Genomic DNA, 12200 nt, shown 5'->3' on the forward strand with positions numbered 1-12200 from the left:
CAAAGATTGGTGCCATTGTTTTTTCTTGATCAGCTGGATCGTCTGACAATGAAGATGTTCCGTTGATAGCTGAAGCATAAACAACTGGGAAATCAAGCTGGTCATCATCTGCACCAAGCTCAATGAAGAGTTCTAAGACTTCGTCAACTACTTCTGCTGGACGAGCTGACGGTTTGTCGATTTTGTTGACAACAACGATTGGGACAAGATCTTGTTCCAGGGCTTTTTTCAATACGAAACGAGTTTGAGGCATAGTTCCTTCGTAGGCGTCCACAACCAGAACAACCCCGTCCACCATCTTCATAATCCGCTCTACTTCACCACCGAAGTCCGCGTGCCCTGGTGTATCCATGATATTGATACGAGTACCTTCGTAAGCCACGGCTGTATTTTTAGCCAAGATGGTGATACCGCGCTCCTTTTCAATATCGTTTGAGTCCATTGCCCGCTCTTGCAGCTCTTTACGCTCATCTAGTGTATGAGATTGTTTCAGCAACTCATCGACCAAGGTTGTTTTCCCGTGGTCAACGTGAGCGATAATGGCAATATTGCGAATATCTTCTCTTAATTTTGTCATGATTTCCTCTGAATTTTTAAATTTTATTTCTAACTGAACAATTATACCACAGACGCAGGCAAAAAACACGGCTTTGATAAGTGTAAATGTTTTCATTAAAAAATATGGGAGCTCCATGAGGATTTGCATTTCTCATCCTGAAAATTTATGATATGATTTAGAAAAAAAGAAGGAAAACAGATGCGCCTCGACCAACTGCTGGCTGCCAATCATATCAGCCGAAAAAAGATGAAACAAAGCCTTTTACAAAAACAGATTTTTGTGGATGGTAAGCCCGCCTGCAAACTCAGCCAAAACGTTGATACCGGCCTGCAGCAGATTACTTTTCAAGGAAAACAGGTCGGCGGCCCTGCCCACCGTTACTACATGCTGAATAAACCCGCAGGTGCAGTCACTGCCAATCGCGACGCTGAAAAATTGACTGTTCTGGATTTGCTGGACAAGGAGATAGAGAAAGAAACTCTTTACTCTATCGGACGGCTGGATAGAGATACCGAAGGCCTTCTTCTGATTACCGACAATGGTCCTTTGGGATTTCAGCTGCTGCACCCTCAATACCACGTTGAAAAAACTTACTATGTAGAAGTCAATGGACCTTTAACCTCTCAGGAAAAAATTGCCTTTCAAGAAGGCATTCGCTTTTTAGACGGCACCGTCTGTCAGCCAGCCCAGCTTTCTATCCTCTCTACCAGCTCCAGTCTGAGCCGTGCTACCGTCAAGATTTCCGAGGGGAAATTCCACCAGATCAAAAAGATGTTTCTGGCAGTTGGTGTCAAGGTTACTTATCTCAAGAGAATGCAGTTTGGGGATTTTACATTAGACCCAGACCTAGCAAAAGGCGATTACCGTGCTTTGAACCAAGAAGAATTAGCGATTATTAAAAAATATTTGGAGAAAAGTTAGTAAAACAAAAAAGCTTTAAAAAGTAAAGCTTTTTTTGTTATTTCACCAATCCGTTCATGAAGCGTTTTATCAGCTAGCCTTCACCTTGCCATTCCAAGAATCCAACCCATAAGAAAGAATATAAATTTCTTTAAATCCTTGTTTTTTCAGATACAGAGCAGCATTGGTTACGCGCTGACCACGACTATTTTCATAGAGGAGAACAGCCTTGTCCTTGCGAAGTGCACCGACACTATCCTTCAGCTGCTGAGATGGAATATTGCGAGCTCCTAAGATATGCTTCCGGTGAAAATCAGCTGGATCCCGCAGATCAACCAACTGACCTTGGCGAATCAAGTCTTCAAATTCCCCGTTATCCACGATTTTTGCTGCCTGACGAAGGCGCAGATAATTAAAGCCCATCCAGCCAATTATTCCCAAAAGTACCGCCCACAAAATCCAAATTGTCATCTCAAGTCTCCTTTTTCTTTTCTAAATATTCTAACTCTAAGCGATGTTCTCGGCGCAAGATAGCCTCCGCCTCAAAATAAGCTAGCTTATCTATTAGACCAGCATCATAAATTCTCTTCAGCTCGATTTTCATCATCTCAATATCGTAAAGGCGCTTGCCCATATAGATAATGATTCCGAAACTTTTAAGAAATTGCTGAACATCATACAGGGTTTTCATGAGCTATATTTTATCAGATTTTCCAGCGCTTTTCAAGATGAAAAAACAGAAAGGAAAGCCTGTTCCCTTTCTGCTTCGCATGGATCATTTTTATAAACCTGGTGCTTGACCAATTTCAGCTGTCAGCATCCAGATAGTCTTTTCAAGGTCTGCCTTGGCACCGACAAAGATATCATTGGTTACATCGTCCCCTTCTTGATCTGTTACATCCAAAGCTTCTTGGTAAAGCCCTGTCAGATAACGGAAAATCTCAATCACACGCGCCAGACTTTCTTCTACATCCTTGCTGAATTCACCAGCTTTTTCTTCGATCTTGCTGTGTTGGATAAACTCTGTCAACGTAGAATAAGGCTTGCCTCCCAGTGTAATCAAGCGCTCGCTGACTTCATCCAAAGTTGTATCCAAAGTTTCCATGTATTCATCCATTTTTGGATGCCAAACCATGAATCCTGCGCCACGCATATACCAGTGAACTTGGTGAAGAGCGATATGAGCTGTATAAAGGTCTGCCACTACTTGATTAAGAATAGCCTTAGTCTTTGGCAAAGCCTTTTGATTGCTGAAAGTAGCTACGTCAGTTGCTGCACCATTTTTTACTTGTGTCATTGTATTTACCTCGTTTTTATTTATAATGATTCTAATCTTTTTAGATTATGGTTTAATTATAATGCTTCTAAATAAGAAAGTCAAGGCAAAAGATTCAAAAAAAGACTTTATTAGAAAAGTTGCAAAATTTCAGAATTTTTCTGTTTAAAATTACGAATAAATAAGTATGATTCACCTATACTTTTTTATCGTTGGTACTGTCTTTGCCTCATTCCTAGGCTTGGTCATCGACCGCTTCCCAGAGCAGTCTATCATCGCTCCAGCTAGCCATTGCAATGCCTGCGGGAAAAGATTGGCACCGCGTGATTTGATTCCTATTTTTTCTCAAGTCATGAACCGTCTTCGTTGCCGCTTCTGTGGAGGCCAGATTCCTTTACGCTATTTATTTTTTGAATCTACCTTGGGCGGTCTTTTTCTGGCAACTTCGCTCGGTACAATTTCCATCAGTCAACTCCTACTATTCACTATGGGCTTGACCCTAGCCATCTACGATCAAAGAGAGCAGCAATATCCCCTGATGGTCTGGCTGATTTTTCAGCTCTTGCTGATGGTGACAGCAGGCGTCAATCCTCCTATGCTCTTCTTTTTAGCCCTAGGACTTCTAGCCTTCTTTTATAATCTTCGTATTGGAGCTGGCGACTTTCTATTTCTTGCTTCCTGCTCAGCTATTTTCAGCCTAACAGAAATTCTCATTCTTATCCAAATCGCTAGCTTCTCTGGCCTCGCCTGTTTCTGCTTTAAAAAGAAAAAAGACAGGCTAGCATTTGTCCCCTGTCTTTTGTTTGGTGTCGTGGTGCTTATTTTCTATAAATCCCTACTCTTTTACTGAACTGGAACCCAAAGCTCAACTTCTGCATCCATAGGATTCCCGTTTAAAAGTATTTCTAAGATAATTCCATCTTGGTAAAGGGAACTGCTTTCTTCCTCAAAAAAGTTATCCTCCAATTGGTCAAACAGGAGTCTTGATTTTTCACCACTGGCTGAACTTACTAAATAATCTTTCTCTGGGACGAGAATGCTTTCGTAGCCTGCTACAGCATTCTTTGCCGCAACTCCTGCATAGTATTGAATACCATCTTTATGAGGAACAATCAAAGCATAGCCTTTTTTGTCTAGAGAATGGGGCATCAATTTCCCGAGCATTCCTTCTTTAAATAACTGAGCATAGAACGCCGTCTTCTCTTTAGAATAGTGCTGTTCATGAACCGTAGTTCCTTCTATCAAAATACTCCTGCCAATCAGGGTAAACGATGGTTTGGTTTGATGTTTCATTATATGAACTCCTTTCTTTATGGTATAATCATAACAAAAGTAATATGACATCTATCTGTCATATTCAAGGAGAAAATCATGAAAATTGACCGTCAAATGGGAATCATTTCTCATTTAGTAAATCAACGAAAAACAACAGCTAAAGAACTATCAGAACTTTTTAAAGTCAGCACCCGAACTATTATGAGAGATATTGATGATTTATCTCTTGCAGGAATTCCTCTCTATGTAATGAAAGGAAAAAACGGAGGCATTTTTCTTATGGAAGACTTCCAAACTGATAAACCTCCCCTGACCCAATCCGAACGACTTTCAATCGAATCCGGTTTAAAAAGTCGCTATCAAGTTTTGGAAGACACTTCTACTTTCAACGCTATATTGAAATTAAATGCCACCAATACGTACTCTGATTTCGAAATTGATTTGTCTCTATCTCAAGGGAACTTGGAAATACGCACTTTGATTTTTAAGTTATTGGAAGCTATCAGAGGTAGAATAAAAATAAAATTTTCCTATATTAATTCACAAGGACTGGTAAGTCAGAAAAACTGTGAACCTTACCGTATCGTCTATAAGAACCGGAGTTGGTATATGGATGCCTACGATACTGAAAAAGAACGTTTTTCTGTTTATAAAGTTGCTAGAATTAGTGAACTTACTCTCTTTGATACTTTTTCAAAAAGACATTTTACTCCACTTCCCTATGATGGCGGTACATGGATGAATGAAAACAAAGTGCCTGTTATCCTGCATGTCCAGAAAATCGTCCTTGACCGATTTGTGGAACTCTTAGGCTATAATTCCATAAAACCTATTACTAGCGATATTTACGAGATTACTTATCCCTTACACGACAATGATTGGGGATACAACACCTTGCTTGCTTTTGGAAAATACATCACTGTTATATCTCCTAAGCATTTCTTGAAACATTTCACTAGCTATATAGATACCATTCATAAGCAATATCCAAACTAATATTCAATCAACATCAAAAATCAAACGTTTCTTAAAAAATGAATTAGACGAAAGTTACTTTTTTATGATGATAAAATTCAAGAACATGGAACAGATTCTCATTCTTATCCAAATCGCTAGTTTCTCTGGCCTAGCCTGTTTCTGCTTTAAAAAGAAAAAAGACAGGCTGGCATTTGTCCCCTGTCTTTTGTTTGGTCTGGTGGTGATTATTTCTTATAAGCTGCTGCTTCTTGGATAAAGGCTGCTATACCGACGTCCTTTTCATGAAGAGCTTTGACAATCTTAGATCCGACAATGACTCCATCTGAGACTTGATTGAAGCGGTCAACATCCTCTAAAGTAGAAACGCCAAAGCCAGTCAGTACTGGAATCTCTGCAATATCACGAAGCTTGCTCAAGTGCTGGTCCAAATCATTGCGGTAGCTTCCGCTCTTACCTGTCACACCATTGATGGCTACAGCGTAGATAAAACCTTCAGCTTCCTTGATCAGCTCCTGCTGACGTTCTAGGCCAGTCGTCAGGCTCACTAAAGGAATTAGAGCAATATCTGAATCTTCCAGTAAAGGCAAGATAAAATTCCTGTGCTCATAAGGCAGATCTGGAATAATCAATCCTTTAACCGGTGTCATAGCCAAATCCTTGACAAAATCTTTGAGACCGTATTGGAAAATAGGATTGAAGTAGGTCATGATGATGAGAGGCAACTGAGTGTCCAAATTCTGCAAGCTTGCGACTAAAGACTTGGCCGAAGTATGGTTGCCCAGACTTCTCAGACCGGCTTCTTCAATAACCGGCCCATCTGCAACAGGGTCTGAAAAAGGCAGACCGATTTCAATGGCTGACACACCCAAGTTTTCCAAAAATGAGATAGTTTCCGGCAAACCTGCTAAACCTTTCTCGTGATCACCAGCCATGATATAAGGAAGGAAAATTCCCTTGCCTGCTTTTTTGATGGTTTCTAAATGCTGAGTGAGTGTTTTAGTCATGGGCACCTCCTTTTTGAGCCGTTTCACTTTCCAAGCGTTCCTTTACCTGAACGACATCCTTATCACCACGGCCGGATAGGCAGACAATCATTGATTTATCTGGTCCCAACTCCTTAGCCAGCTTAACAGCGTAAGCAATAGCATGGCTAGACTCTAGAGCAGGGATAATCCCTTCGATACGAGACAGGAGCTGGAAGGCTTCCAAGGCTTCTTCATCCGTTACTGGCACATAAGTGGCGCGCTGAATAGCATTAAAATGAGAATGTTCGGGACCGATGCCAGGATAGTCCAGCCCGGCAGAGATAGAGAAAGCTTCAAGAATTTGCCCTTGCTCATCCTGCAAGACATCCATCAAGGCACCGTGCAAAACACCTGGCCGGCCCTTGGTTAAGGTCGCAGCATGTTCATCTGTATCCACGCCCCGCCCAGCTGCTTCTGTTCCATACATAGCCACTGTACTATCATCTACAAAGGGATAAAAGAGTCCAATAGCATTGGATCCACCGCCAACGCAGGCCACTAAAGCATCTGGCAAGGAACCTGCATTTTGCTCAGCAAACTGCCGCTTGGCCTCACGCCCAATCACACTCTGATAATCGCGGACAATCTCTGGGAAAGGATGGGGACCTAAGGCTGAGCCCATAATATAGTGAGTATCATCAACCTGAGCCACCCAAGCTCGCAAGGCAGCATTAACTGCATCCTTGAGGACTCGAGAGCCATCGGTCACAGACTCTACCTTGGCTCCTAAAAGTTCCATCCGAAAGACATTGAGGGCTTGGCGCTTGACATCTTCTTCTCCCATATAGATAGTACAGTCCATATTGAAAAGGGCTGCAGCTGTGGCTGTAGCTACTCCATGCTGACCCGCACCAGTCTCGGCAATGATTTTCTTCTTGCCCATTCGCTTGGCTAATAGGACCTGGCCTAGGGCATTATTGATTTTATGGGCCCCGGTATGGTTGAGGTCTTCCCGCTTCAGATAAATCTTAGCACCGCCAGCATGGGCTGTCAGATTTTTTGCAAAATAGAGAGGATTTTCTCGTCCTACATACTGCTTCAGCAACTCGTCCAGCTCAGCCTGAAAGGCTGGGTCTTTTTTACTCTCACGGTAGGCTTTGTCCAGTTCCAAAACTGCTGTCATCAGCGTTTCCGGAACAAATCGCCCGCCAAACTCACCGTAAAATCCTTCTTGATTGGGTTGATTATATGCCATCTTTCACTCTTTCTATAAATTCTGTTATCTTTTCTAAATCCTTCTGTCCGTCAGTCTCGACCCCGCTGGATACATCAACTGCGTAAGGAGCGAAGTGCTGAATAGCTTCTCGGACATTTCCTGCATTCAAACCACCGGCGATAAAGAAGGGCTGGTGGATTTGATTCTTGTCAAAAGCTTGCCAGTCAAAGGTCTGACCACTACCAGCAAGTGGTGCATCAAATAGCAGATAGTAAGACTGTTGGCTGACATCTTTTAACGCTCCACTGACCTGATAAGCTCGAATAACCGGCCGGCCGATCTCAGTCAGAAGATCTTCATTAAAATCGCCATGAATCTGCACCAAATCTAGATTTGCTACCGAAATAGCTTCCTGCAGCTCTGCCAAGCTCGGAGATACGAAAACTCCTACCTTTCGGACAGTAGGCGGCACCAAGGCAACTAGCTTCTGAGCTTGCTCCAAACTGACCCTCCGACGGCTCTCAGCAAAGACAAACCCAATGTAATCTGCACCAGCCTGGCATGCTGTTTCCACAGCGCTGGCCGTTGATAAGCCGCAAATCTTAACCTTTGTCAATTTTCAGCTCCTTGATTTTTTCTGCCACATCCTCAGCCTGCATCAGGGCTGTTCCGACTAAAACCGCATGGAAATAAGGAGCTACTAGCTCAGCATCTTCCTTGCTGAAAATAGCGGACTCTGATACGTAAACCCTGTCATCTTTGAAATGGGCAGACAGTTGGAGACTGGTATTGATATCTGTTTCAAAAGTAACTAGATTGCGATTATTGACACCGATAATCCGAGCTCCTATTCTATGAGCAATTTCCAGCTCCGACAGATTATGGGTTTCGACCAGAACTTCCAAGCCTAAACCCGTCGCAAAATCATAAAGTTCTTGCAGCCGCTTTTCAGGCAAGGCAGCCACAATCAAGAGAATGACTGTCGCTCCAGCATTTCGGGCGCGAACAATCTGTTTTTCATCAATGATAAAGTCCTTATTGAGGGTCGGAATCGTGACTTGACTGGAAATCTCTCTCAGGTAATCCAAATGTCCTTTGAAGAAAATCTCATCTGTCAGGACCGAAATCATGGCTGCACCGCATCGTTCATAGGTGCGAGCCTGTTCCACAATATCCACACCGAGATTAATATCTCCCAGACTTGGACTGGCTTTTTTGACCTCAGCAATCAGCTGCAGCTCTTGAGGGTGGTTTTTGAGATACTCATAGAGGGAATAAGTCGAGCGCAGGGGCTGCAGCTCTTCATAAGACATAGCCGCCACTTCCTGCTCTTTTTGCTTTAGAATGGTCGGGAGAAATTCTTTGCTCATTTCTGATACTCCTGTAGTTGCTTGAGTTTTTCATAGGCTGCGCCGCTAGCAATCACTTGGCGGGCTAGAACTATTCCTTCTTCTATACTGTCTGATTTTCCATTAGCATGAAATCCCAATCCAGCATTCAGAACTGTCGTTTCTAGATAGGGGCTGGCTTGATTTTGCAAGACAGAAAGCAGAATTTCTGCATTTTCCTTGGCATTGCCCCCACGAATCGCTTCAAGAGGTATCTCTTTCATGCCAACATCTGACGGCAGAAAGCTGTGCAGGCTGATTTGCCCATTTTCCAGCAGAGCATACTGGGTACGGCCATGAAGACCCGCCTCATCCAGACCATCTGGACCTGACACGACTACTGCACGTTTGCGACCCATATTTTTCAAGACCTCTGCCGTACTCTCTAGCATATCCGGCCGGCTGGTCCCCAAAAGCTGAGTTTCTAGACTCATGGGATGGATAAGCGGACCAGTTAGATTCATGATAGTGGGAATACCTAGGCTAAGACGGGCTGGCATGATGTATTTCATAGCTGGATGCATATTCTTTGCAAAGAGAAAGACGATACCTGTCTGCTCAAAAACCTTGCCCAAGCTAGCAGCGTCCAAGTCTAGATTGATACCCAGAGCTTCTAACACATCAGCTGAACCTGACTTAGAAGAAATGGAGCGATTGCCGTGCTTAGCCATCTTAATTCCGCCACCTGCCAGTACAAAAGCTGCCGTAGTCGAAACATTGAAGCTGAAAGACTTGTCTCCGCCGGTACCGCAATTGTCCATGGCAGTGCGAATAGTGGTCGGAATCTGCTTAGCATGTCCTCGCATTACCTGAGCCAAAGCAGTTCGTTCCTCAATCGTCTCCCCCTTCATCTTGAGCCCCAGCAAGAAGGCTACAATTTGGGACTCTGTCACCCGTCCGGTGACAATACGCTCAATCACATCTGTCATCTCAGCGCTGCTTAAATCCTTAAAATCAGCTAGTTTTGCAATAATCTCTTTCATACACGCTCCTTTATTTTACTAAATCGATGAAATTCTTGATAGACGACAAGCCGTCCGGCGTGCCAATACTTTCAGGATGATACTGAAAACCATAAATGGGCAGACTCTTGTGTTGGATAGCCATAATCGAGTTATCATCAACCGCTCGAGCTGTCACTTCAAAGTCCTCCGGCATCTCCTCAATCAAAATCGAATGATAACGCATGACTGGCTGCCCATCCTCTATCCCCTCATAGATAGGAGATTTTCCCTCAAAGCGCAGAATACTTTGCTTGCCGTGCATGACTTTGGGAGCCAATCCTAGCTTTCCGCCAAATACTTCTGCAATGGCTTGATGCCCCAAGCAAATCCCTAAAATCGGCTTTTTACCAGCAAAATCGCGGATAAGCTCTTCCATCCGTCCTGCATCTGCTGGCCAGCCTGGACCCGGAGACAGAACCAAGGCATCAGCTTCTTCTGCCGCTTGATAAAGGCCTGCATCATCATTTCGCAAGACCTTAACTTTTGCAAAATTGCCGATATACTGGGCTAGATTGTAAGTAAAAGAATCATAATTATCAATCAATAAAATCATTGCATCTCTCCTATCTTGGTCATTGATTTGGCCTTGTTGATGGTTTCTTGGTATTCATTAGTAGGGATCGAGTCATAAACAATACCCGCTCCAGCTTGAACATAAGCTCTGCCATTTTTCAAAATCATGGTCCGGATAGCAATGGCAACATCCATATCTCCAGTCGCAGACAGATAGCCGATAGCCCCCGCATAAATGCCACGTTTTTCCTGCTCCAGCTCATAAATTCGCTTCATAGCTCGAATCTTAGGCGCACCCGAGACGGTGCCGGCTGGCAGGGTTGACTTGAGCGCATCCATAGCTGTCAGTTGAGGCAAAAGCTGACCACGGACCACACTGGTCAGATGCATGACATAGCGGAAATACTCTACCTCCATGTACTTAGTGACTTCCACGCTGTTATTCTGGGCAATTTTACCGATATCATTACGCCCCAAATCAACTAACATACGGTGTTCAGCCACTTCCTTCTCGTCAGCCAGCAGCTCCTCTGCCAAGGCTTTATCTTCTCTTTCATCCTTCCCGCGCGGTCTGGTCCCAGCAATAGGATTGGTCGTAACCTGCCCTTGCTTGACAGACACCAGACTTTCCGGGCTGGCTCCGATAATCTGATAATCCCCAAAATCATAAAAGTAGAGATAGTTGGAAGGGTTGGTCACACGCAGATTGCGATAGTAATCCAGCGGCCTACCAGAATACTCTGCTGAAAAACGCTGACTGAGCACACATTGGAACATATCTCCCTGCCGAATCAAGCTGCGCGCATCTTCCACCATTTTTTCAAAAGCCGTCTGCTCAATATGGCTCTGGAAGTTCAAACTGGACAGTTCCAGTGGTGAAAATTCATCTGCTGCTGGCTGCGCCAGCTCAGTCATGATAAGCTCCAGATTAGCAGCCAAATCAGCTTCGCTTCTATCACTGTAGAGCGCCTCCTCAATGATATAGACCTTGTCTTTTTTATGGTCAAAAACCATGTAACTCTCATAAACGAAAAAGTGCATATCCGGCGTTCCAATCACATCAGCTGGAATCTGGCCAATCTCCTCATAGAGGGAAATCATATCGTAACCGACAAAACCGATGGCTCCGCCTCCAAAAGGCAGGTCTGAATGATAATCTTTCTTTACTGTTAACTCATGCAGATAGTCCAATGGATCTGCCTCAATTATTTGCCCGTTCTTTGTTAACTGGCCATTTTCATAGCGAACTTCAAAGACTGGGTTATAAGCTAGGATAGAAAAACGGGCTGTCTCGCTATCTCTCGGAATACTTTCCAAAATCACCTTGTGGTCGCCCTGAATCCGCATATAAGCCAGAATCGGCGATAAAATATCAGCTGGTAAAATCTTTTGCATATTTTTTCTTTCTATTTAAATCAGACGCGTTTAAGGAAGAACAAACTGCTAGCCATGACTGCATTCTCAAGAACAGATAGCACCTGTCCACTGTCATAACTTGCTCCAGAACTACAGAAAAACGCCCGCACAGTTCATCCTGTGAGGGCGTATCATCGCGGTGCCACCTCAGTTATGGAGTTTTCAGGCTCCACATCTCATTTACCTATTTGCAGTCATTTAGATCCCTTTAAGTTCAAGTCAGCATACTGGTTTACAGCAAAGCATACTAACAAAATAATAAAAGTTCAACTAAAGGACAAAATGTTGACTCCAACAGCCCATTTCATAACTTCTCCTGCCTGTTTACAGCAACCACAGACTCTCTAAAAGGAGGGATGTTACTACTCTTCTGCTGGGTATTTTATTTTCGTTTTTCTAGATAGTCGGCAATGGCTGCCACATCCTTGTCTCCACGACCAGATACATTGATAATGATGATTTGGTCAGATGACAGTTGCGGAGCTCGCTTGATGGCTTCAGCAATGGCATGAGAACTTTCGATTGCCGGCAAAATTCCTTCCTTTTGTGTCAAGAGGAGTAAGGCATCCACAGCTTCATCATCTGTCGCTGCCACGTATTCTACTCGTCCGGAATCTTTAAAGAAAGCATGTTCGGGACCAACTCCAGGATAGTCCAAGCCTGCTGAAATGGAGTAAACCGGTGCCACCTGACCATCTTCAGCAAAGACA

15 protein-coding genes and 2 pseudogenes are annotated in these 12200 nt (G+C 43.6%); 4 read left to right on the forward strand and 13 right to left on the reverse strand.

Annotated elements, in window-relative coordinates; genetic code table 11:
• Positions 1-577 (reverse strand): GTP-binding protein (locus QZ169_RS10725; protein ID WP_295506955.1); only part of this gene is annotated, 577 nt, incomplete at its 3' end.
• 180 nt (positions 578-757) lie between these two features.
• Between QZ169_RS10725 and QZ169_RS10730 the strand changes: the two genes are divergently transcribed.
• Positions 758-1480, forward strand: coding sequence for a pseudouridine synthase (locus QZ169_RS10730; protein ID WP_295506957.1), 723 nt, complete (start codon positions 758-760; stop codon positions 1478-1480).
• Between the two features lie 69 nt (positions 1481-1549).
• Here QZ169_RS10730 and QZ169_RS10735 read toward each other — a convergent pair whose 3' ends face one another.
• From QZ169_RS10735 to QZ169_RS10745, 3 genes are all read right to left on the reverse strand, one after another.
• Positions 1550-1930: a rhodanese-like domain-containing protein gene (locus tag QZ169_RS10735; RefSeq protein WP_049543380.1), complete on the reverse strand. Its 381-nt coding sequence runs from the start codon at positions 1928-1930 to the stop codon at positions 1550-1552.
• 1 nt (position 1931) lies between these two features.
• Positions 1932-2150, reverse strand: a complete 219-nt coding sequence (locus tag QZ169_RS10740) for a YqgQ family protein (RefSeq protein WP_295506960.1) — start codon at positions 2148-2150, stop codon at positions 1932-1934.
• 90 nt (positions 2151-2240) lie between these two features.
• Positions 2241-2756, reverse strand: coding sequence for a DNA starvation/stationary phase protection protein (locus QZ169_RS10745; protein WP_002921972.1), 516 nt, complete (start codon positions 2754-2756; stop codon positions 2241-2243).
• 166 nt (positions 2757-2922) lie between these two features.
• On the opposite strand from QZ169_RS10745, the gene QZ169_RS10750 reads away from it, so the two are divergent.
• Entirely contained in the window at positions 2923-3585 is a 663-nt protein-coding gene (locus QZ169_RS10750) for an A24 family peptidase (RefSeq protein ID WP_295506965.1), read from the forward strand.
• Here QZ169_RS10750 and QZ169_RS10755 read toward each other — a convergent pair.
• A complete protein-coding gene (locus tag QZ169_RS10755; RefSeq protein WP_072073588.1) occupies positions 3579-4028 on the reverse strand; it encodes an effector binding domain-containing protein in 450 nt (149 codons plus the stop codon). The genes QZ169_RS10750 and QZ169_RS10755 overlap by 7 nt on opposite strands.
• Before the next feature lie 78 nt (positions 4029-4106).
• Here QZ169_RS10755 and QZ169_RS10760 point away from each other — a divergent pair, with 78 nt between their 5' ends.
• Positions 4107-5006: a YafY family protein gene (locus tag QZ169_RS10760; protein WP_295506966.1), complete on the forward strand. Its 900-nt coding sequence runs from the start codon at positions 4107-4109 to the stop codon at positions 5004-5006.
• Positions 5007-5088: 82 nt separating this feature from the next.
• A pseudogene (locus QZ169_RS10765) lies at positions 5089-5244 on the forward strand (prepilin peptidase); the annotation flags it as partial.
• Here QZ169_RS10765 and trpA read toward each other — a convergent pair.
• From trpA to QZ169_RS10805, 8 genes and pseudogenes are all read right to left on the reverse strand, one after another.
• Positions 5213-5992 carry a tryptophan synthase subunit alpha gene (gene trpA / locus QZ169_RS10770; protein WP_295506968.1) on the reverse strand — a complete coding sequence of 260 codons (780 nt, stop codon included), beginning with the start codon at positions 5990-5992 and terminating at the stop codon, positions 5213-5215. The pseudogene QZ169_RS10765 and the gene trpA overlap by 32 nt on opposite strands.
• A complete protein-coding gene (gene trpB, locus QZ169_RS10775) occupies positions 5985-7208 on the reverse strand; it encodes a tryptophan synthase subunit beta (RefSeq protein ID WP_295506970.1) in 1224 nt (407 codons plus the stop codon). Before trpB ends, trpA begins: the two co-directional genes overlap by 8 nt.
• Positions 7198-7785: a phosphoribosylanthranilate isomerase gene (locus tag QZ169_RS10780; protein WP_295506972.1), complete on the reverse strand. Its 588-nt coding sequence runs from the start codon at positions 7783-7785 to the stop codon at positions 7198-7200. Before QZ169_RS10780 ends, trpB begins: the two co-directional genes overlap by 11 nt.
• A complete protein-coding gene (gene trpC / locus QZ169_RS10785) occupies positions 7772-8539 on the reverse strand; it encodes an indole-3-glycerol phosphate synthase TrpC (RefSeq protein ID WP_295506974.1) in 768 nt (255 codons plus the stop codon). The genes QZ169_RS10780 and trpC overlap by 14 nt, the downstream gene beginning before the upstream one ends.
• On the reverse strand, positions 8536-9540 hold the full coding sequence (gene trpD, locus QZ169_RS10790) for an anthranilate phosphoribosyltransferase (protein ID WP_295506977.1): 1005 nt from the start codon (positions 9538-9540) through the stop codon (positions 8536-8538). The genes trpC and trpD overlap by 4 nt, the downstream gene beginning before the upstream one ends.
• A 10-nt stretch (positions 9541-9550) precedes the next feature.
• Positions 9551-10114 (reverse strand): aminodeoxychorismate/anthranilate synthase component II, encoded by a 564-nt coding sequence (locus tag QZ169_RS10795; protein WP_295506979.1) that lies wholly within the window; start codon positions 10112-10114, stop codon positions 9551-9553.
• The gene (gene trpE / locus QZ169_RS10800) at positions 10111-11469 is read right to left on the reverse strand and encodes an anthranilate synthase component I (RefSeq protein WP_295506981.1); all 1359 of its coding nucleotides are present in this window, start codon (positions 11467-11469) and stop codon (positions 10111-10113) included. Before trpE ends, QZ169_RS10795 begins: the two co-directional genes overlap by 4 nt.
• Positions 11470-11872: 403 nt before the next feature.
• Positions 11873-12200: pseudogene (locus QZ169_RS10805) on the reverse strand (tryptophan synthase subunit beta); the annotation flags it as partial.

The organism is uncultured Streptococcus sp., from assembly GCF_905372115.1.
Classification (GTDB): Bacteria; Bacillota; Bacilli; order Lactobacillales; family Streptococcaceae; genus Streptococcus.